At 59.4% G+C, this 20,064-nt stretch carries 18 protein-coding genes; 3 read left to right on the top strand and 15 right to left on the bottom strand.

The features are described from left to right. Positions 1 to 27 precede the first annotated feature (27 nt). The 15 genes from rnhB to rpsB form a co-directional block, all read right to left on the bottom strand. Positions 28 to 654, bottom strand: coding sequence for a ribonuclease HII (gene rnhB / locus J5M57_RS22250; protein WP_169841268.1), 627 nt, complete (start codon positions 652 to 654; stop codon positions 28 to 30). Between the two features lie 11 nt (positions 655 to 665). Continuing rightward, positions 666 to 1,796, bottom strand: a complete 1,131-nt coding sequence (gene lpxB / locus J5M57_RS22245; protein ID WP_169841269.1) for a lipid-A-disaccharide synthase — start codon at positions 1,794 to 1,796, stop codon at positions 666 to 668. Continuing rightward, positions 1,796 to 2,572 (bottom strand): acyl-ACP--UDP-N-acetylglucosamine O-acyltransferase, encoded by a 777-nt coding sequence (gene lpxA / locus J5M57_RS22240; protein WP_064586188.1) that lies wholly within the window; start codon positions 2,570 to 2,572, stop codon positions 1,796 to 1,798. Before lpxA ends, lpxB begins: the two co-directional genes overlap by 1 nt. Next, entirely contained in the window at positions 2,569 to 3,009 is a 441-nt protein-coding gene (fabZ, locus tag J5M57_RS22235) for a 3-hydroxyacyl-ACP dehydratase FabZ (protein WP_003222142.1), read from the bottom strand. The genes lpxA and fabZ overlap by 4 nt, the downstream gene beginning before the upstream one ends. A gap of 106 nt (positions 3,010 to 3,115) precedes the next feature. Continuing rightward, on the bottom strand, positions 3,116 to 4,171 hold the full coding sequence (gene lpxD / locus J5M57_RS22230) for a UDP-3-O-(3-hydroxymyristoyl)glucosamine N-acyltransferase (protein ID WP_169841213.1): 1,056 nt from the start codon (positions 4,169 to 4,171) through the stop codon (positions 3,116 to 3,118). Positions 4,172 to 4,174: 3 nt separating this feature from the next. Continuing rightward, positions 4,175 to 4,678, bottom strand: a complete 504-nt coding sequence (locus tag J5M57_RS22225; RefSeq protein ID WP_003222140.1) for an OmpH family outer membrane protein — start codon at positions 4,676 to 4,678, stop codon at positions 4,175 to 4,177. A 45-nt stretch (positions 4,679 to 4,723) separates the two neighbouring features. Further along, complete coding sequence (gene bamA / locus J5M57_RS22220) at positions 4,724 to 7,099, bottom strand: outer membrane protein assembly factor BamA (RefSeq protein ID WP_169841214.1); 2,376 nt, start codon at positions 7,097 to 7,099, stop codon at positions 4,724 to 4,726. A 74-nt stretch (positions 7,100 to 7,173) separates the two neighbouring features. Then, on the bottom strand, positions 7,174 to 8,526 hold the full coding sequence (rseP, locus tag J5M57_RS22215) for a sigma E protease regulator RseP (RefSeq protein ID WP_207847297.1): 1,353 nt from the start codon (positions 8,524 to 8,526) through the stop codon (positions 7,174 to 7,176). Positions 8,527 to 8,580: 54 nt separating this feature from the next. Further along, on the bottom strand, positions 8,581 to 9,771 hold the full coding sequence (ispC, locus tag J5M57_RS22210; RefSeq protein ID WP_083366874.1) for a 1-deoxy-D-xylulose-5-phosphate reductoisomerase: 1,191 nt from the start codon (positions 9,769 to 9,771) through the stop codon (positions 8,581 to 8,583). Further along, a complete protein-coding gene (locus tag J5M57_RS22205) occupies positions 9,768 to 10,574 on the bottom strand; it encodes a phosphatidate cytidylyltransferase (RefSeq protein ID WP_025110886.1) in 807 nt (268 codons plus the stop codon). The genes ispC and J5M57_RS22205 overlap by 4 nt, the downstream gene beginning before the upstream one ends. Continuing rightward, positions 10,574 to 11,329 carry a polyprenyl diphosphate synthase gene (gene uppS, locus J5M57_RS22200; RefSeq protein ID WP_064586183.1) on the bottom strand — a complete coding sequence of 252 codons (756 nt, stop codon included), beginning with the start codon at positions 11,327 to 11,329 and terminating at the stop codon, positions 10,574 to 10,576. Before uppS ends, J5M57_RS22205 begins: the two co-directional genes overlap by 1 nt. A 13-nt stretch (positions 11,330 to 11,342) precedes the next feature. Further along, positions 11,343 to 11,900, bottom strand: a complete 558-nt coding sequence (gene frr, locus J5M57_RS22195; protein ID WP_008019552.1) for a ribosome recycling factor — start codon at positions 11,898 to 11,900, stop codon at positions 11,343 to 11,345. Continuing rightward, positions 11,897 to 12,640, bottom strand: coding sequence for a UMP kinase (gene pyrH / locus J5M57_RS22190; RefSeq protein WP_003222124.1), 744 nt, complete (start codon positions 12,638 to 12,640; stop codon positions 11,897 to 11,899). Before pyrH ends, frr begins: the two co-directional genes overlap by 4 nt. Positions 12,641 to 12,850: 210 nt before the next feature. Beyond that, positions 12,851 to 13,714 (bottom strand): translation elongation factor Ts, encoded by an 864-nt coding sequence (gene tsf / locus J5M57_RS22185; protein ID WP_064586182.1) that lies wholly within the window; start codon positions 13,712 to 13,714, stop codon positions 12,851 to 12,853. 203 nt (positions 13,715 to 13,917) lie between these two features. Then, positions 13,918 to 14,655 carry a 30S ribosomal protein S2 gene (gene rpsB / locus J5M57_RS22180; protein WP_003222119.1) on the bottom strand — a complete coding sequence of 246 codons (738 nt, stop codon included), beginning with the start codon at positions 14,653 to 14,655 and terminating at the stop codon, positions 13,918 to 13,920. Positions 14,656 to 15,028: 373 nt separating this feature from the next. On the opposite strand from rpsB, the gene map reads away from it, so the two are divergent. From map to dapC, 3 genes are all read left to right on the top strand, one after another. Beyond that, positions 15,029 to 15,811, top strand: a complete 783-nt coding sequence (gene map, locus J5M57_RS22175; RefSeq protein ID WP_169841216.1) for a type I methionyl aminopeptidase — start codon at positions 15,029 to 15,031, stop codon at positions 15,809 to 15,811. A 41-nt stretch (positions 15,812 to 15,852) separates the two neighbouring features. Then, entirely contained in the window at positions 15,853 to 18,555 is a 2,703-nt protein-coding gene (locus J5M57_RS22170; protein WP_064586180.1) for a [protein-PII] uridylyltransferase, read from the top strand. A 210-nt stretch (positions 18,556 to 18,765) separates the two neighbouring features. Further along, positions 18,766 to 19,965: a succinyldiaminopimelate transaminase gene (gene dapC / locus J5M57_RS22165; RefSeq protein WP_169841217.1), complete on the top strand. Its 1,200-nt coding sequence runs from the start codon at positions 18,766 to 18,768 to the stop codon at positions 19,963 to 19,965. The last annotated feature ends 99 nt before the right edge of the window (positions 19,966 to 20,064 follow it).

Here is a 20,064-nt window from a genome sequence, read left to right as displayed (position 1 = left end):
GCCTCGAACAAAACATCAGCCTTGCGACTAAACCTGCGTCAGGCCTTCGAGCGCCTCGTAAGCCTGACGCACCGGGGCGAACGAGCGCCGGTGAATCGGCGTCGGCCCCAGCCGTGCCAACGCTTCCAGATGAACGGGCGTCGGGTAGCCTTTATGGCCGCCGATGCCGTAACCCGGATAGATCAATTCGAACGCCGCCATCTCGCGGTCGCGGCTGACCTTGGCCAGAATCGACGCCGCGGCAATTGCCGGGACCTTGCCGTCGCCCTGCACCACCGCTTCGGCGCGCATTGGCAATTTCGGGCAGCGGTTACCGTCGATCATCGCCAGTTTCGGCTGCACATGCAGCCCGGCCACCGCACGCTGCATGGCGAGCATGGTGGCGTGGAGGATGTTCAGCTCATCGATTTCTTCGACTTCGGCGCGGGCGATGCACCAGCTCAGGGACTTCTCGATGATCTCGTCGTAGAGCTTCTCGCGCTTGGCTTCGGTGAGTTTCTTCGAGTCGTTGAGACCGAGGATCGGCCGGTTCGGATCGAGGATCACCGCCGCCGTCACCACCGCACCGCACAACGGGCCGCGACCGACTTCGTCGACACCGGCCACCAGATCTTCAACTTCGGCGACCAGGGTGAAATCCAGGCCCATTTGCATCGTCTTGCTCATTATTTCTGACCGACCAGGTTGAGGACGGCATCCGCCGCCTGATTGGAAGCGTCCAGCCGCAACGTGCGGTGAATTTCGTCGAAGCCACGGGTCTGCTCTTCGCCACCGTCGATCAGCGGTGACAGGGTCTGTGCCAGAGCCTCGACTGTCGCATCATCCTGCAACAATTCCGGCACCAGCAGGCGCTGGGCCAACAGGTTCGGCAGCGACACGTAAGGGCTCTTGACCATGCGCTTGAGAATCCAGAACGTCAGTGGCGCCAAGCGATACGCGACGACCATCGGCCGCTTGTACAGCAACGCCTCAAGCGTGGCAGTGCCCGAAGCGATCAATACCGCGTTGCACGCCGCCAGGGCCAGATGGGATTTGCCGTCGAGCAAGGTTACCGGCAAGTCACGACCCGCGAGCAGTTCTTCGAGCTGCACGCGACGTTCGGCATTGGCACACGGTATGACAAAGCGCAGCCCCGGACGCATGGCCCGCAGGCGCTCGGCCGTGTCGAGGAACAACGCGCCCAGACGCCCGACTTCACCGCCGCGACTGCCCGGCATCAAGGCGACCAGCGGCCCATCCGGCAAGCCCAGTTCGGCCCGCGCAGCGGCACGATCGGCCTCAAGCGGAATGGTGTCGGCCAACGTGTGACCGACGAACCGTACCGGCACGCCTTTCTCTTCGTAGAATTTTGCTTCGAACGGCAACAGCGTCAACATCAGGTCGCAGCCTTCGCGAATCTTCAGCACGCGCTTCTGCCGCCACGCCCACACTGACGGGCTGACGTAGTGCACGGTCTTGATCCCGGCCTGACGCAACTTGAGTTCGATATTGAGGTTGAAATCCGGGGCATCGATGCCGATGAACACATCCGGTTTCTCGGCAATCAACGTGGCGATCAGGTCCTTGCGGCGCTTGAGCAACTCGCGCAGCCGCCCGAGCACTTCCACCAGCCCCATGACCGACAGGCGCTCCATGGGGAAGTAGGACGTCAGCCCCTCAGCCTGCATCAACGGGCCGCCGACGCCGATGAACTCGGCTGTCGGGTGTTGCGCCTTGAGCGCGCGCATGAGGCCGGCGCCCAAAATATCACCGGAAGCTTCGCCCGCTACCAGCGCAATACGCAGACTGGCCATGATCAGCGGGTGATGCCGCGGGTCGACGACTGGATCGAGTCACGGAACACCGCGACTTCCGGGAACTGCGCAGAAGGTTCGGCGAGTTCGGCCAGCGCCTGCTCGACGGTCAGCCCTTGGCGATAAACGGTTTTGTACGCACGGCGCAGGGCGTGAATGGCGTCTTCACTGAAACCGCGACGACGCATGCCTTCGAAGTTCATGCTGCGCGCTTCAGCCGGGTTGCCGAACACGGTCACGAACGCCGGAACGTCCTTGCCGATGGCGGTGCCCATGCCGGAGAAGCTGTGAGCACCGATATGGCAATACTGGTGAACCAGAGTGAACCCGGAAAGGATCGCCCAGTCATCGACGTGCACATGCCCGGCCAACGCTGTGTTGTTGACCAGAATGCAGTGGTTGCCAATGACACTGTCATGCCCGATATGGGCGTAAGCCATGATCAGGTTGTGATCGCCCAGGGTGGTTTCCGAACGATCCTGCACCGTGCCACGGTGAATGGTCACGCCTTCGCGAATGACGTTGTGGTCGCCAATCACCAGACGGGTTTCTTCGCCTTTGTACTTCAGATCGGGCGTGTCTTCGCCTACCGAGGAAAACTGGTAGATGCGGTTGTGCTTGCCGATTCGGGTCGGGCCTTTGAGGACCACATGCGGCCCAATCACGGTACCCTCGCCGATTTCCACACCTGCGCCGACGATCGACCACGGGCCGACCTCGACGCCGTCAGCCAGAACGGCCGACGGATCGATGATTGCGCGAGGGTCAATCAAACTCATAGTTTGCGTTCCGCACAGATGATTTCAGCCGAGCAGACTGGCTTGCCGTCAACCGAAGCCTGGCACTCGAACTTCCAGATCTGACGCTTGCAGCTGATGAACTTGGCTTCGAGGATCAACTGGTCACCTGGCAGAACCGGCTGACGGAAGCGCAGCTTGTCGGAACCGACGAAGTAATACAGGGTGCCGTCTGCAGGCTTCACATCGAGCATTTTGAAACCGAGGATCCCGGCAGCCTGGGCCATCGCTTCGATGATCAGCACGCCCGGCATGATCGGATGCGCCGGGAAGTGGCCGTTGAAGAATGGCTCATTGATGCTGACATTCTTGTAGGCGCGAATGCGCTTGCCTTCAGTGTCCAGTTCCACCACCCGGTCCACCAGCAGGAACGGGTAACGGTGAGGCAGGTATTCGCGAATCTCGTTGATGTCCATCATTTCGGGGGGAAGCCTATGTAAAGATTGGGAGCGCGACTGACGCGCACTCCTCTAGCAAATCAAGGAGGCAGTCTAGAGGCTGTGCACACTTGATATGGAAATGGTATCAGCCATCAGATGAAGCATTGCCGCCGGGGGTCACTTCCCCAACGCGCTTTTCCAACTGCTTCAAACGTCGCGCGAGGTCATCGAGCTGACGGATGCGTGCCGCGCTTTTGCGCCATTCGGCCGCTGGTTGCATGGCTGTGCCGGAAGAATAGGCACCCGGCTCGGTAATCGAGTGGGTCACCATGGTCATCCCGGTCAGGAAAACGTTGTCGCAAATATCGATATGCCCCACCAGGCCAACGCCACCGGCGAGCATGCAGTGCTTGCCGATTTTGGTGCTGCCGGAGATACCCACGCACGCCGCCATGGCGGTGTGATCACCGACCTGGACGTTGTGGGCGATCTGGATCTGGTTGTCGAGCTTCACGCCATTGCCGATCACGGTATCGGCCAGCGCACCACGGTCGATGGCGGTATTCACGCCAATTTCCACATCGTCGCCGATGGTGACACCGCCAATCTGGGCGATCTTCTGCCAGACACCTTTCTCGTTGGCGAAGCCGAAGCCTTCACCGCCGAGCACGGCACCGGACTGGATCACCACACGCTTGCCGATGCGCACGTCGTGGTACAGCGTTACCCGCGGCGCGAGCCAGCCGCCCTCACCGATTTCACTGCGGGCACCGATGACGCAATGCGCCCCCAGGGTAACCTGCGCGCCGATTCGCACACCGGCCTCGATCACCACGAACGGGCCGATGCTGGCGCTTGGATCAACCACCGCATCCGGCGCAATCACCGCTGTGGGATGAACACCCGCAGTGGCTTTTGGCTTGGGATCGAACAGGTGCGAGATGCGTGCGTAAGCCAGGTAAGGATCCGGCACTAGCAGCGCATTGCCGGCAAAACCGTCGGCATCCGCCTCCTTGAGCAATAGCGCAGCCGCCTGGGAACTTGCCAGGTATTTGCGATATTGAGGATTTGCCAGAAAGCTCAACTGAGCTGGGCCAGCCTCCTGCAAGGTGGCTAGCCCAGTAATTTGCGTCTCGGGGTCGCCACGCAGGGTGGCGCCGAGGAACTCGGCCAACTGGCCGAGCTTGATGGTCACGGTCATGGGTTACTTCAGCTGATTCATGCGCTCGATAACCTGGCGCGTGATGTCGTACTGAGGTTTGACATCGATCACTGCGCCACGCTCGAACACCAGGTCAAAACCACCTTTCTTGATGACTTCTTCCACTGCGCTATCCAGCTTCGGCTTCAGTTGCTTGAGCATTTCGCGGTCGGCAACAGCCTTGGCTTCGTTCAGCTCCTTGGACTGGAACTGGAAGTCACGGGCCTTTTGCTTGAATTCAAGCTCCAGACGCTCACGCTCGCCCTGCTGCATCTTGTCGCCACCGGCCATCAGACGGTCCTGAATACCCTTGGCGCTGCTTTCCAGCGTCTTGAGCTTGGTCAGTTGCGGACCGAACTTCTTCTCGGCATCCACGGCGTATTTCTTGGCCGCGTCGGATTCCAGCAGCGCCATCTGATAGTTCAGAACAGCGATTTTCATGTCGGCGAACGCCGGGCCTGCCACCAGTACGGAGGCCAGGAGAACCAATTGAGTCAACTTACGCACGATGCACTCCTACAAAATCCATTGTCGTTATCTTGGGTCAGACGCTTAGAACGTCTGGCCGAGGGAGAATTGGAACACTTGAGTTTCAGCGTTATCCGGTTTCTTGACCGGCATCGCCAGAGCAAAACTCAGAGGACCCAGTGCGGTGACCCAGGTCACACCCACACCAACGGAACTGGCCATGTTGCTCAGGCTGATGTCGTTGCACTTGGTGTTGGACGTCGAACCATTTGCGTTGGTGGTGTCCTTGCACTGCGAATCGAAAACGTTACCCACATCCCAGAATACCGAAGTACGCAGGGAGCGCTGATCCTTCACGAACGGCAGCGGGAACAGAACCTCGGCACCACCCTGGATCAGCACGTTGCCACCAAACGGCAGCGGATCCTGATCCGGGTCAATCGATGTGCCTGGGTTGGTACCACGACTCGGGGTACTGCGAGGACCCAGGGTGCTGTCCTTGAAGCCGCGAACCGAGTTGAAACCACCAGCATAGTAGTTTTCATAGAACGGCAAGCCGTCGGTCGAACCATAACCGTCGCCATAACCCAGCTCGGTGTGCAGACGCAGGGTGTAGTTTTCGGTGATCGGCTGGAACAACTGACCACGGTAGTCGAGCTTGTAGAACGACAGGTCGCTGCCCGGAATCGTGGTTTCCAGCGTCAGGCTCTGGGAACGACCACGGGTCGGCAATACGCCTTTGTTCAGAGTCGACTCGGACCAGCCGGCCGACGCCTTGAAGTTCAGATACTGGTCGCCTTCCTTGTTAACGAAGTCGAAGATCTCGTCAACGGTGTACTGGCCCGTCTTGATCTTGTCCTGTTGAGCGGACAGACCGAAGGTCAAACGCGAAGTCTCGCTGATCGGGTAGCCAACGTTGACGCCGGCACCCAGGCTGTCTACCGCGTAGCTGGCTACGTCGATATTGAGATCTTTGTAGTCGGTGGTGCGATAGAACGCGTTGTAACCCAGGCTCACGCCATCGGCGGTCCAGTAGGGGTCAACGTAGCCGAAGTTGTAGCGGCTCTGGTATTCGCTGCGAGTCAGGCCGACGCTGACGCGGTTACCGGTACCGAGGAAGTTGTTCTGGGTGATCGAACCACCGAGGATCAGACCGGCACTCTGGGCGAAACCGACGCTCGCGGTGATCGAACCGGACGCCTGTTCTTCAACGGCGTAGTTCACGTCCACCTGGTCGTCGACACCCGGAACAGCCGGAGTCTCGACGTTTACCTCTTTAAAGAAGCCCAGACGCTCAAGACGGGTCTTGGACTGATCGATCAGGTAAGTCGAAGCCCAGCCACCTTCCATCTGACGCATTTCGCGACGCAGCACTTCGTCTTCGGACTTGGTGTTGCCACGGAAGTTGATCCGGTTGACGTAGGCACGCTTGCCCGGATCCACAGCAAACAGGATGTCCACGGTGTGATCGTCGTCGTGCGGCTGAGGTACGCCGTTGACGTTGGCGAAGGTGTAACCCTCGTTACCCAGGCGACGGGTGATCAGCTCGGACGTGGTGGTCATCAGCTTGCGCGAGAACACCTGGCCTTTCTGCACCAGCAGCAGGGACTTGATCTGGTCTTCAGGGACTTTCAGGTCACCGCTGAGTTTGACGTCACGGACGGTGTACTTCTCGCCTTCGGTGATGTTGACGGTGATGTAGACGTGCTTCTTGTCCGGGGTGATGGACACCTGAGTCGAAGCGATGTCCATGTTGATGTAGCCACGGTCCAGGTAGTAGGAACGCAGACGCTCCAGGTCACCGGACAGCTTTTCACGGGCGTACTTGTCGTCGTTCTTGAAGAACGACAGCCAGTTGGTGGTCTTCAGCTCGAACAGGTCGATCAGGTCGTCATCAGGGAAGACCGTGTTACCGACCACGTTGATGTGCTGGATCGCAGCCACGGTGCCTTCGTTGATCTTCACTTTCAGCGCAACGCGGTTGCGCGGCTGCGATACCACTTCGGTATCGACCGTAGCCGAGTAGCGACCCTGTGCAACGTACTGGCGTTGCAGCTCGTTACGAACACCTTCGAGGGTGGCGCGCTGGAAGATTTCACCTTCAGACAGACCGGACTGTTTGAGGCCCTTCATCAGGTCCTCGGTGGAGATCGCCTTGTTGCCCTCGATCTCGATACTGGCGACGGACGGGCGCTCGACGACCGTGATCACCAGAACGTTGCCTTCGCGGCCCAGCTGGATATCTTGAAAGAAACCGGTTTTGAACAACGCACGAGTGGATTCCACCAGGCGACGATCATCCGCCTGCTCGCCGACGTTCAACGGCAAGGCACCAAACACGCTACCCGCGGAGACCCGCTGGAGGCCGTTGACGCGAATATCAGAGATAGTGAAGGACTCGGCGTGAACTTCGGCGATCATCAATACGGTGAGAACCGCAGTTAGCAGCAGACGTTTCATGAAGTCCTTTCTTATTCCAACTGGCAATAAACAAACTGCCGCAAAATGCGGCAGATTCGCAATTCAGCGAAGCTTTACAGTCGACCCAGATCATTGACCAGAGCAAGCAACATCACTCCGACCACCAAACTGATACCGATCTGCACCCCCCAACCTTGCACCCGATCCGACAAGGGACGACCACGCGCCCACTCAATCAGATAAAACAACAAATGCCCCCCATCCAGTACAGGAATGGGCAGCAAATTCAGAACGCCCAGGCTAATACTCAGATAAGCAAGGAAATTCAGGAAATCAGCAACGCCCGACTGGGCAGAAGCGCCCGCCACTTTAGCAATGGTTATCGGTCCACTCAAGTTTTTTACCGAGAGCTCGCCGAACAGCATTTTCTTCAGTGAGTCCAGCGTCAGCACGCTCATGGTCCAGGTACGACGGGCACCCTCGCCAATCGCGGCCAGCGGACCATAACTGACCTCGCGGATCATTTCCGGCGGCCAGTCTACGGCCTTTACCCCTGCCCCGAGATAACCGCTTGGCGACTTGCTTTCGCCGCGCGCTGCCAAGGTCACCGGGATGTCGATTTGAGCACCGTCGCGCTCGATGCGCAGCATGATTTTGGTATCAGGACGCGTACGAACGGTATCCACCACCTGCTGCCAGTCATTCAGCGCCTGGCCGTCAAGCGACAGCAGACGGTCACCGGTTTTCAGACCAGCGGCTTGCGCCGGGCCTTTCGGATCAAGTTCAGCCAGCACCGGCGGCAGGGCCGGGCGCCATGGGCGAATACCCAGCGAGCGGATCGGATCGGGCTCGTCAGCGCCTTTGAGCCAATGGTCCAGCGCCAACTCACGAGGCGTGTCTGCGGTCGAACCCTGCTCGCGCACGAGCAATTGCAGGGAACCGCTTTCCCCCAGACGACGCACCAGCTGCAGATTGACGGCGGCCCAGCCGGAGGTCGGTTCACCATCGATAGCGACGATTTCCTGGCCGGCACTCAAACCGGACCTGGCCGCGATGCTGCCGGACTCGACAGCCCCGATAACCGGACGAATCTGCTCGCTGCCGAGCATCGCCAACACCCAGAAGAACACCAGGGCCAGCAGGAAATTGGCGATCGGACCCGCCGCGACAATGGCGATACGCTGGCGAACCGATTTGCGATTGAAAGACTGATGAAGCTGATCAGCCGGTACTTCGCCTTCACGCTCATCGAGCATTTTGACGTAGCCACCCAGCGGAATCGCGGCGACGACAAACTCAGTGCCCTGCTTGTCGTACCAGCGCAACAGGGGCATGCCGAAGCCCACGGAAAAACGTAAAACCTTGACGCCACAGCGACGCGCGACCCAGAAGTGGCCGAATTCGTGAAAGGTGACCAGCACACCCAAAGCGATCAGGGTGCCGGCAATCATATAGAGCGCGCTCATCTACTTTCTCCGCAATCCTGTTCAGTGCCGCGTGACGCCATGGTTCTGTAAAGGCTATCGGTCGTGCCGACTCAGCCATTGTCCGGCCAGAATCCGCGCTTTCGCGTCTGCGGTAAACACCGCATCCAGATCCTCAAGCGCAACCACCGGCTCGAGATTCAACACATCCTCGATGATACTCGCGATTTCCAGATAACCCACACGCCCGTCGAGAAACGCTGCAACAGCCACTTCGTTGGCCGCATTGAGCATGGCCGGCGCGCTGTTACCCGCCTCAGCTGCCTGTCGCGCTAGGCGCAGACAAGGGAAGCGCTCTTCATCCGGCGCTTCGAAATCCAGACGCGCAATGGCAAACAGGTCCAGCGGTGCCACGCCCGAATCAATACGCTCGGGCCACGCCAGTGCATTGGCAATCGGCGTGCGCATGTCAGGGTTGCCCAACTGCGCCAACACCGAACCATCGACATAATCGACCAACGAGTGAATCACACTCTGCGGATGAATCACCACCTCAACCTGCGAAGGCTTGGCGTCGAACAACCAGCAAGCCTCGATCAACTCCAGGCCCTTGTTCATCATGCTGGCCGAATCCACCGAAATCTTGCGACCCATGGACCAGTTCGGGTGCGCACAGGCCTGATCCGGCGAAACGTGCGCCAACTCGCTCAGCGGCGTCTGGCGGAAAGGCCCGCCCGAAGCCGTGAGCAAGATCCGCCGCACGCCGACGGCGCCCAGCCCACGCGCAAAATCCTGCGGCATGCACTGGAAGATCGCATTGTGCTCGCTGTCGATCGGCAGCAGCACCGAGCCGCTCTTGTGCACCGCCTGCATGAACAGCGCGCCGGACATCACCAGCGCTTCTTTATTGGCCAGGAGGATTTTTTTGCCAGCCTCCACCGCCGCCAGCGTCGGGCGCAAGCCCGCCGCACCGACGATGGCCGCCATCACCGCATCGACTTCAGGAGCGGACGCGACCTGGCACAGGCCCTCCTCCCCTACCAGCACGCGCGTGGACAGGCCGGCAGCCCGCAAGTCATCCTGCAAACCACGCGCCGCCGCCACTTCCGGCACCACCGCAAACTGCGGCACATGCCGAACGCACAAGGCCAGCAACTCGCTCAGGCGCGTGAACCCGCTCAAGGCAAAGACCTGATAGCGCTCAGGATGACGAGCAATCACATCCAGGGTGCTCAGACCGATCGAGCCGGTGGCCCCCAGAACGGTAATCTGTTGCGGGCGGCTCACGGCGCAGCCATCCACAGCAATACGGCGAAAATCGGGATCGCCGCAGTCAGGCTGTCGATACGATCAAGCACGCCGCCATGACCGGGCAGCAGATTACTGCTGTCCTTGATGCCGGACTGACGCTTGAACATGCTTTCGGTGAGGTCGCCCACCACCGAAATGAAGACGATCAACGCCGCACCGATCAAGCCCTTGAGCAGTTCGCCCACGGTCCAGTCACGCACCAGGCCGACGATAGCGGTAATGACCAGACTCAGCGCCAGACCACCGTAAACGCCTTCCCAGCTTTTGCCCGGGCTGACTTGCGGCGCCAGCTTGCGCTTGCCGAAGGCCCGACCGGAAAAATAGGCACCGATGTCGGCCCCCCAGACCAGCACCATCACCGCCATGATCAGCCAGTTACCCAGCGGATATTGCTTGATCTGCACCAGCCCTTGCCAGGCCGGCAGCAGGATCAGCAAGCCGATCACGAGCTTGGTGGCCGCCGTGGACCAGTGCTCGCTCGAACGCGGATACGTCAGCACCAGGTAAGTCGCCACCGCCCACCACAGTACCGAAGCCCCCAATACCCAAGGGGCGAGGCCCGGCAGCACGTACATGACGAACAACATCAGCGCAACGACAGCGGCATAGCCGACACGGAACGACTGTGCGGTAAAGCCAGCCAGACGCGCCCATTCCCAGGCACCCAGGCTCACGACCAGACCGATGAACAGCGCAAAACCGGAACCCTCGAGCAGGAAAAACCCGCACAGGGCGATCGGCAGCAGGATCAGCGCAGTGATGATTCGTTGTTTAAGCATTAAACCCGGGCTCCAGCTTCAACCTGCTCGCTCGTTTTACCGAAGCGGCGCTGGCGTGAAGCGAAATCGGCCAGCGCTGTGCGCATGGCTTCGTGTTTGAAGTCCGGCCAGAACAGGTCGGAGAAGTACAACTCGGCGTACGCCAGTTGCCACAAGAGGAAGTTGCTGATGCGGTGCTCGCCACCGGTGCGGATGCACAAGTCCGGTAGCGGCAAGTCGCCGGTCGCCAGACAGGTTTGCAGCAGATCCGGGGTGATGTCCTCCGGGCGCAAGTGCCCGGCCTGGACTTCACGCGCCAGACGCTGTGCCGCTTGCGCAATATCCCACTGACCGCCGTAGTTGGCGGCGATCTGCAGGATAAAGCGGTTGGCACCGGCCGTCATCGCTTCAGCCTCGCGCATCGCTGCCTGAAGTTCAGGATGGAAGCGCGAGCGATCGCCGATGATGCGCAAGCTGATGTTGTTGTCGTTGAGACGCTTGGCCTCACGACGCAGCGCCTTGAAGAACAGGTCCATCAAGGCACTGACTTCATCGGCCGGGCGCTGCCAGTTTTCACTGGAAAAGGCGAACAGGGTGAGCACTTCGACCTTGGCCTCGGCGCACACCTCGATCACGGCCCGCACAGCATCCACGCCGGCTTTATGCCCGGCGACACCCGGCATGAAGCGCTTCTTCGCCCAGCGATTGTTGCCATCCATGATGATCGCGACATGGCGCGGCACCGCGGACGGCGCAGACTGCTTGGTCTTTTCCATTGAAACGCGACCCTTATACGGCCATCAGGTCTTTTTCTTTCTCTGCCAGCTTCGCGTCGATTTCGGCCACGAACTTCTTGGTCAGGTCGTCAATTTCACCAGTAGCGCGACGCTCTTCGTCTTCACTGATCTCTTTTTCCTTGACCAGATCCTTCAGCGAGCTGTTCGCGTCACGACGAATGTTGCGCACTGCAACACGGGCGTCTTCAGCCACGTCACGCGCCTGCTTGGTGAAGCCGCGGCGGGTTTCTTCGGTCAGGGCGGGCATGCTGATCAGCAGCAGTTCACCCAGGTTGGTCGGGTTCAGGTTCAGACCTGCACTGCCGATCGCCTTGTCGACAGCGCCCAGCATGTTGCGTTCGAACGCAACGACTTGCAGGGTACGGGCATCTTTGACAGTGATGTTGGCCACTTGCTTGATCGGGGTGTCAGCGCCGTAGTACGGCACCATCACGCCTTCCAGGATGCTTGGGTGCGCCTGACCGGTACGGATGCGACCGAAATTGTGGGACAGCGATTCCACCGACTTCTGCATGCGCTCTTTAGCGTCTTTCTTGATTTCGTTGATCATTGTTGACCTTCCTCGATCAGGGTTCCTTCAGCGCCGCCATGTACGATGTTCAGCAGGGCGCCGGGTTTGTTCATGTTGAATACGCGCAGCGGCATCTTATGGTCGCGGCACAGGCAAATTGCTGTCAGATCCATTACACCCAGCTTGCGATCCAGTACTTCATCATAAGTCAGATGATCGAACTTCTCGGCATGCGGGTCCTTGAACGGGTCTGCGGTGTAGACGCCATCAACTTTGGTCGCCTTCAGCACGACGTCGGCATCGATTTCGATGGCACGCAGGCAGGCTGCCGAATCCGTGGTAAAGAACGGATTGCCGGTACCGGCGGCGAAAATCACGACGTCCTTGGAGTTCAGGTGGCGCATGGCTTTGCGGCGATCATAGTGATCAGTAACGCCAACCATGGAAATGGCCGACATCACGATGGCCGAGATATTGGCACGTTCCAGCGCGTCGCGCATGGCCAGGGCGTTCATCACAGTGGCCAGCATGCCCATGTGGTCGCCTGTTACCCGATCCATGCCAGCCTTGCTCAAGGCTTCGCCACGGAACAGGTTGCCACCGCCGATCACCAGACCGACCTGTACGCCGATACCGACCAGCTGGCCGACTTCCAGCGCCATCCGATCCAGCACTTTTGGATCGATCCCGAACTCTTCCGAGCCCATCAGGGCCTCGCCGCTAAGCTTGAGTAGAATGCGTTTATAGCGAGCCTGATAACCACTGCCCTGCTGAGCCATTGCGAATCTCTCCTGCGGCGTATTTAAAAATTCTTTGCGAGCTGTTTACAGCTGGCGTTCACTCTAGCTTGGCGCTGCTTCAGCGCCATCGGAACATGGCTTTGTAAGTCAGTTCCAAGTGGAAACCAATTAAAAATTGGTAACCCCATCTGAAAAGAGGCTGCGCGCGTGAGCGGGCAGCCTCTTTCGGGCGACAGTTGAAAAACCGTCTTATTGCTTGGCGGCAGCCAGCTGGGCAGCAACTTCTTCAGCGAAGTTGTCGACCGGCTTCTCGATGCCTTCGCCTACTTTGAAGTAGGTGAAGGAAACGATTTCTGCGCCGCCTTTCTTGGCCAGCTCGCCAACCTTGATTTCAGGGTTCTTGACGAACGCCTGCTCAACCAGGCTCGCTTCTGCCAGGAACTTGCTGATACGGCCTTTGACCATGTTCTCAACAATGTTTTCTGGCTTGCCTTTGATCTTCTCTTCGTTCAGCTGCAGGAACACAGCTTTTTCACGCTCGATCGCTTCAGCCGAAACTTGCGAAGGCAGCAGGAACTCAGGGTTGCTTGCAGCGACGTGCATCGCGATGTCTTTGGCCAGCTCGACGTCGCCGCCTTTCAGAGCCACAACAACACCGATCTTGTTGCCGTGCAGGTACGAACCTACAACGTCACCTTCGACACGGGTCAGACGACGGATGTTGACGTTCTCGCCCACTTTGGCAACCAGCGCTTCGCGAGCGGCTTCTTGAGCAGCGATCAGCGGAGCAGCGTCGGTCAGCTTGTCAGCGAACGCTTTTTCAACGCTGGCAGCAACGAAGTTTTTGAAGTCGTCTTGCAGAGCCAGGAAGTCGGTCTGCGAGTTCACTTCCAGGATAACGGCAGCTTTACCGTCGTCCTTGATTGCGATTGCGCCTTCAGCGGCAACGTTGCCAGCCTTTTTCGCAGCCTTGATCGCGCCCGAAGCACGCATGTCATCAATGGCTTTTTCGATGTCGCCGTCAGCCTTTTCCAGGGCTTTCTTGCAGTCCATCATGCCTTCGCCGGTACGCTCGCGCAGTTCTTTAACCAACGCTGCAGTAATTGCTGCCATTTTCAAATTCCTCTTGGATAGGTTTTCAACCATTCCACCCGATCGAACGGGCGTTCAATTCTTCCCGAATCACCTTGTACCCGCCGCACGTTACAGATGCAGGGGCTGCGCCACCAAAAACGGGCGCCAACAAACGGTTTTCGAGGTGGCAAAAAGGGGGCCAAGCCCCCTTTTTGCTTACTGAGTCAACGCCAGGGCGTCGATTACTCAGCTGCAGCCTGAGTTTCTTCAGCTGCGAATTCAACAGTGCCGCCAGCAACATTGTTGCGACCACGGATCACTGCGTCAGCCATCGAACCCATGTACAGCTGGATAGCGCGGATTGCGTCATCGTTGCCTGGGATGATGTAGTCAACGCCTTCCGGGCTGCTGTTGGTATCGACAACGCCGATAACCGGGATGCCCAGCTTGTTGGCTTCGGTGATCGCGATGCGCTCGTGGTCAACGTCGATCACGAACAGTGCGTCTGGCAGACCGCCCATGTCCTTGATGCCGCCCAGGGAGCGATCCAGCTTTTCCAGGTCACGGGAGCGCATCAGCGCTTCTTTCTTGGTCAGCTTGGCGAAAGTACCGTCTTCGGCTTGAACTTCAAGGTCACGCAGACGCTTGATGGAAGCACGAATGGTCTTGAAGTTGGTCAGCATGCCGCCCAACCAGCGGTGATCGACGTACGGCGAACCGCAACGTGCTGCTTCTTCAGCAACGATCTTGCCAGCGGAACGCTTGGTGCCGACGAACAGAATCTTGTTTTTGCCCTGGGCCAGACGCTCTACGAAAGTCAGAGCTTCGTTGAACATTGGCAGGGTTTTTTCAAGGTTGATGATGTGAATCTTGTTACGCGCGCCGAAAATGTACTTACCCATTTTCGGATTCCAGTAACGGGTTTGGTGACCGAAGTGCACACCGGCCTTCAGCATATCGCGCATGTTGACTTGGGACATGATAGTTCCTTAATAAGTCGGGTTTGGCCTCCACGTATCCCAATGACCAACCAGTGGCATAAAGCCAAAAGCACCCAGGTCATCGTGTCGACACGTGTGTGGATTTAAGCTTTTCGGGGTATCCCCGGAAAGCGGCGCATTTTATACCACAGGGTGCACAGAAACGGAACCCGGAATCTTTAATCGCACCAAGGACATGGGCGCAGCCCCCTTGGAATCGCCTTCAGGCACACCATTGTATAGAGAGAGACGAAGCACGCAGGCGCGGATTTGCGCCTTTCGTCTGTTAGAATCGGGTTTTTCAGGGTCGCAAAACGCATACCTGCCGCCCTATCCGTATCAGCAAGCGCCGTCGAGCGCAGAGAGAGCCTGTATGACCGTCAACCTCAAAACCCCCGAGGACATCGCTGGCATGCGTGTCGCCGGCAAACTGGCCGCCGATGTGCTGGAAATGATTGCCGAACACGTCAAACCGGGCGTTACCACCGACCAACTGAACCAGATCTGCCATGACTACATCGTCAACGTGCAGCAGGCCATCCCTGCCCCGCTCAATTACAAGGGCTACCCGAAGTCGATCTGCACCTCGATCAACCATGTGGTGTGCCACGGCATCCCGAATGACAAGCCGCTGAAAAACGGCGACACCCTGAACATCGACGTCACCGTGATCAAGGACGGCTACCACGGCGACACCAGCCGCATGTTCCACGTCGGCGAAGTGCCGGTCTGGGCCGAGCGTCTGTCGCAGGTCACCCAGGAATGCATGTACAAGGCCATTGAAATCGTCAAACCAGGCTGCCGCCTTGGCGATATCGGCGAAGTCATCCAGAAGCACGCGGAAAAGAATGGTTTCTCGGTGGTTCGCGAGTTCTGCGGCCACGGCATCGGCAAGGTGTTCCATGAAGAACCGCAGATCCTGCACTACGGTCGCGCGGGCACCGGCATGGAACTGAAGGCCGGCATGACCTTCACCATCGAACCGATGATCAACCAGGGCAAGGCCGATACCAAGGTGCTGGGCGATGGCTGGACCGCAATCACCAAGGACCGCAAGCTTTCGGCACAGTGGGAACACACCCTGCTGGTGACCGACACCGGCTACGAGATCTTCACCCTGCGCGCCGACGACACCATCCCGCGCGTCTCGGCCTGATTCCCGGAACGCTCCCAGCCTTATAGAAGGAAAGCCAATCGATGCCGCAGGTGGATCCCGAACTCTTCGACCGTGGCCAGTTCCAGGCTGAACTGGCCCTGAAAGCGAGCCCTATCGCCGCGTTCAAGAAGGCGATCCGCCAGGCCCGCGAGGTGCTCGACAGCCGTTTTCGCAGCGGCCGCGACATCCGCCGCCTGATCGAAGACCGTGCCTGGTTCGTCGATAACATCCTGCAAAAGGCCTGGGAGCAGTTCAACTGGAGTGAAGACGCCGACATCGCGCTGGTCGCGGTCGGTGGCTACGGCCGGGGTGAGTTGCACCCGTATTCCGACATCGACCTGCTGATCCTGCTAGACAGCGCCGATCACGAAGTTTTCCGCGACTCCATCGAGCGTTTTCTGACGCTGCTGTGGGACATCGGCCTGGAAGTCGGTCAGAGCGTGCGCTCGGTCGATGAATGCGCCGAGGAAGCACGGGCCGACTTGACGGTGGTCACCAACCTGATGGAAAGCCGCACCATCTGCGGCCCCGAGCGCCTGCGCCAGCGCATGCTCGATGTCACCAGCACTGCACACATGTGGCCGGCCAAGGAATTCTTTCTGGCCAAACGCGCCGAGCAGAAGGCCCGCCACCACAAGTACAACGATACCGAATACAACCTGGAACCCAATGTCAAAGGCTCGCCTGGCGGACTGCGGGATATCCAGACCATTTTGTGGGTGGCCCGTCGGCAGTACGGCACCCTGAACCTGCGCGCTCTCGCCGGTGAAGGTTTTCTGGTCGAGAGCGAAAACGCGCTGCTGGCCTCCTCCCAGGAATTCCTGTGGAAAGTGCGCTACGCCCTGCACATGCTCGCCGGTCGCTCCGAAGACCGCCTGCTGTTCGACCATCAACGCACCATCGCCGGCCTGCTCGGCTTTGAAGGTGACGACGCCAAACAGGCTGTCGAAAACTTCATGCAGCAGTATTTCCGCGTGGTGATGAGCATCGCCCAGCTCAGTGACCTGATCATCCAGCATTTCGAGGAAGTCATCCTCGCCCCGGAAGACGAAGCGCCGCCGCAGCCGATCAATTCGCGCTTCCAGTTGCACGACGGCTACATCGAGGCCCGCAACGACAACGTGTTCCGCCGCACGCCGTTCGCCATGCTCGAGATCTTCGTGCTGATGGCTCAGCAACCGGAAATCAAAGGTGTGCGCGCCGACACCATTCGCCTGCTGCGCGAGAACCGTCACCTGATCGACGACAATTTCCGCAACGACATTCGCAACACCAGCCTGTTCATCGAGCTCTTCAAGTGCAAGATCGGCATCCATCGCAACCTGCGACGGATGAACCGTTACGGCATCCTCGGGCGTTACCTGCCGGAGTTCGGCTTCATTGTCGGACAGATGCAGCACGACCTGTTCCACATCTATACGGTCGATGCGCACACTCTCAATCTGATCAAGCACCTGCGTAAGTTGCAGTACACCCAGGTGTCGGAAAAATTCCCGTTGGCCGCCAAGCTGATGGCCAAGCTGCCCAAACCAGAACTCATCTACATGGCGGGGCTGTACCACGACATCGGCAAGGGGCGGCATGGCGATCACTCGGACATCGGCGCGGTCGATGCCGAAGCGTTCTGCCAGCGCCATCAACTGCCAACGTGGGACAGCCGACTGATCGTCTGGCTGGTGCAGAACCATCTGGTGATGTCGACCACTGCGCAGCGCAAGGACTTGTCCGACCCGCAAGTAATCCACGATTTCGCACAGATCGTCGGCGACGAAACCCGTCTGGACTACCTCTACGTGCTGACCGTGGCCGACATCAACGCCACCAACCCGACGCTGTGGAACTCGTGGCGCGCCAGCCTGTTGCGCCAGCTCTACACCGAAACCAAGCGTGCCCTGCGCCGAGGCCTGGAAAACCCGGTGGATCGCGAAGAGCAGATCCGCCAGACCCAGAGCGCAGCACTGGACATTCTGGTGCGTGGCGGCACCGACCCGGACGACGTCGAGCAGTTGTGGGCACAGTTGGGCGATGACTACTTCCTGCGCCACACCGCCGGCGACGTCGCCTGGCACAGTGACGCGATCCTGCAGCAGCCGGCCGATGGCGGCCCGCTGGTGCTGATCAAGGAAACCACCCAGCGCGAATTCGAGGGCGGTACGCAGATCTTCATTTATGCCCCGGATCAACACGATTTCTTCGCCGTGACTGTGGCCGCAATGGACCAGCTCAACCTGAACATTCACGACGCCCGGGTCATCACCTCAAGCAGCCAGTTCACCCTCGACACCTACATCGTGCTCGATACCGACGGTGACTCGATCGGCGACAACCCGGCACGGGTCAAACAGATTCGCGACGGCCTGACCGAAGCGCTGCGCAACCCCGACGACTACCCGACGATCATCCAGCGCCGGGTGCCGCGCCAGCTCAAGCACTTCGCTTTTGCGCCGCAGGTGACGATCCACAACGACGCCCAGCGTCCGGTGACGGTTCTGGAACTCACGGCACCGGATCGCCCGGGCCTGCTGGCGCGCATTGGCGGGATTTTCCTCGAGTTCGACCTGTCGCTGCAGAACGCCAAGATCGCGACCTTGGGCGAGCGGGTGGAAGACGTGTTCTTCATCACCGACGCCCACAATCAGCCGCTCTCCGACCCGCTGCTGTGCAGCCGCTTGCAGGATGCAATCGTTGAACAACTGAGCGTCAATCAGGAACCGGATATCAAGCTTTCACGTATCAGTATCTGAATTGAATTAATCCATTACCCAGGTGGGAAGGATCACTCCGTTACCGGCGTGTTAGACCAAACCTCTGTAGGAGCGAGCCTGCTCGCGATAGCGGCACATCAGCTTGCATGGATGTTGGATGTGCAGCCCTCATCGCGAGCAGGTTCACTCCTACAGGTTTTGTGCATTGGTCAGTAACAGAGTTTTCTTTCCACATTGAACGAGGCATCCATGAACAACGCTCTGAACCAGCTGCAGCCTTACCCGTTCGAAAAGCTCCGCGCCCTGCTCGGCACCGTGACCCCGAACCCGGACAAACGTCCGATCGCGCTGTCGATCGGCGAGCCGAAACATCGCTCGCCGAGCTTTGTCGCCGAAGCGCTGGCGCACAATCTGGATCAGATGGCGGTGTACCCGACCACCCTCGGCATCCCGGCCCTGCGCGAAGCCATCGCCGGCTGGTGCGAACGTCGTTTCGGCGTGCCGAGTGGCTGGATTGACCCGGCGCGCAACGTGCTGCCGGTCAACGGTACGCGTGAAGCGCTGTTCGCCTTTACCCAGACCGTGGTCAACCGTGGCGACGACGCGCTGGTGGTCAGCCCGAACCCGTTCTATCAGATCTACGAGGGCGCAGCGTTCCTCGCCGGTGCCAAGCCGCATTACCTGCCGTGCCTGGACGAGAATGGCTTCAACCCGGACTTCGACGCGGTATCGCCAGAGATCTGGAAACGCTGCCAGATCCTGTTCCTGTGCTCGCCGGGCAACCCGACCGGCGCGCTGATTCCGGTGGATGTGCTGAAAAAGCTGATCGCCCTGGCTGACGAGCACGACTTCGTGATCGCCGCCGACGAGTGCTACAGCGAGCTGTACTTCGACGAACAGACCCCGCCGCCAGGCCTGCTCAGCGCCTGCGTCGAACTGGGCCGCAAGGACTTCAAGCGCTGCGTGGTGTTCCACAGCCTGTCCAAGCGCTCGAACCTGCCGGGCCTGCGTTCCGGTTTCGTCGCCGGTGACGCCGATATCCTCAAGGGCTTTCTGCTGTACCGCACCTACCATGGCTGCGCGATGCCGGTGCAAACCCAACTGGCCAGCGTTGCCGCCTGGAACGACGAAGTGCATGTGCGCGCCAACCGTGCGCTGTACCGTGAGAAGTTCGACGCGGTGCTGGAAATCCTCAGCCCGGTGATGGACGTGCAACGCCCGGACGGCAGCTTCTACCTGTGGCCGAATGTACAAGGCGACGACGCGGCATTCTGCCGGGATCTGTTCGCCGAAGAGCATGTGACCGTGGTGCCCGGCTCGTACCTGTCCCGCGATGTTGACGGGGTCAATCCAGGGGCAGGTCGTGTGCGCATGGCACTGGTCGCGCCACTGGCGGAATGTGTAGAAGCGGCCGAACGCATTCGCGATTTCGTCCTGCGCCACCAGTAAGGGCTGAACGTCCGTGCCGGGCAATCCGGCATGGGCGCTTCATACATCGGGTTACAGATCCTCCAACTATTTACCTCACTTGCCGGCCGGCCAGACGTT

The organism is Pseudomonas sp. 86_A (assembly GCF_017491705.1).
GTDB classification, from domain to species: Bacteria; Pseudomonadota; Gammaproteobacteria; order Pseudomonadales; family Pseudomonadaceae; genus Aquipseudomonas; species Aquipseudomonas koreensis.
This window is presented reverse-complemented; position numbering and strand designations above follow the sequence as displayed.

Excerpts from the sequence above, each read along its gene's own strand:
- rnhB (WP_169841268.1), bottom strand. The coding sequence starts at position 654 with ATGCAAATGGGCCTGGATTTCACCCTGGTCGCCGAAGTTGAAGATCTG.
- lpxA (WP_064586188.1), bottom strand. The coding sequence starts at position 2,572 with ATGAGTTTGATTGACCCTCGCGCAATCATCGATCCGTCGGCCGTTCTG.
- fabZ (WP_003222142.1), bottom strand. The coding sequence starts at position 3,009 with ATGATGGACATCAACGAGATTCGCGAATACCTGCCTCACCGTTACCCG.
- lpxD (WP_169841213.1), bottom strand. The coding sequence starts at position 4,171 with ATGACCGTGACCATCAAGCTCGGCCAGTTGGCCGAGTTCCTCGGCGCC.
- bamA (WP_169841214.1), bottom strand. The coding sequence starts at position 7,099 with ATGAAACGTCTGCTGCTAACTGCGGTTCTCACCGTATTGATGATCGCC.
- rseP (WP_207847297.1), bottom strand. The coding sequence starts at position 8,526 with ATGAGCGCGCTCTATATGATTGCCGGCACCCTGATCGCTTTGGGTGTG.
- J5M57_RS22205 (WP_025110886.1), bottom strand. The coding sequence starts at position 10,574 with ATGCTTAAACAACGAATCATCACTGCGCTGATCCTGCTGCCGATCGCC.
- uppS (WP_064586183.1), bottom strand. The coding sequence starts at position 11,329 with ATGGAAAAGACCAAGCAGTCTGCGCCGTCCGCGGTGCCGCGCCATGTC.
- frr (WP_008019552.1), bottom strand. The coding sequence starts at position 11,900 with ATGATCAACGAAATCAAGAAAGACGCTAAAGAGCGCATGCAGAAGTCG.
- pyrH (WP_003222124.1), bottom strand. The coding sequence starts at position 12,640 with ATGGCTCAGCAGGGCAGTGGTTATCAGGCTCGCTATAAACGCATTCTA.
- tsf (WP_064586182.1), bottom strand. The coding sequence starts at position 13,714 with ATGGCAGCAATTACTGCAGCGTTGGTTAAAGAACTGCGCGAGCGTACC.
- rpsB (WP_003222119.1), bottom strand. The coding sequence starts at position 14,655 with ATGTCCCAAGTCAACATGCGCGATATGCTGAAGGCCGGTGTGCACTTC.
- map (WP_169841216.1), top strand. The coding sequence starts at position 15,029 with ATGACCGTCAACCTCAAAACCCCCGAGGACATCGCTGGCATGCGTGTC.
- J5M57_RS22170 (WP_064586180.1), top strand. The coding sequence starts at position 15,853 with ATGCCGCAGGTGGATCCCGAACTCTTCGACCGTGGCCAGTTCCAGGCT.
- dapC (WP_169841217.1), top strand. The coding sequence starts at position 18,766 with ATGAACAACGCTCTGAACCAGCTGCAGCCTTACCCGTTCGAAAAGCTC.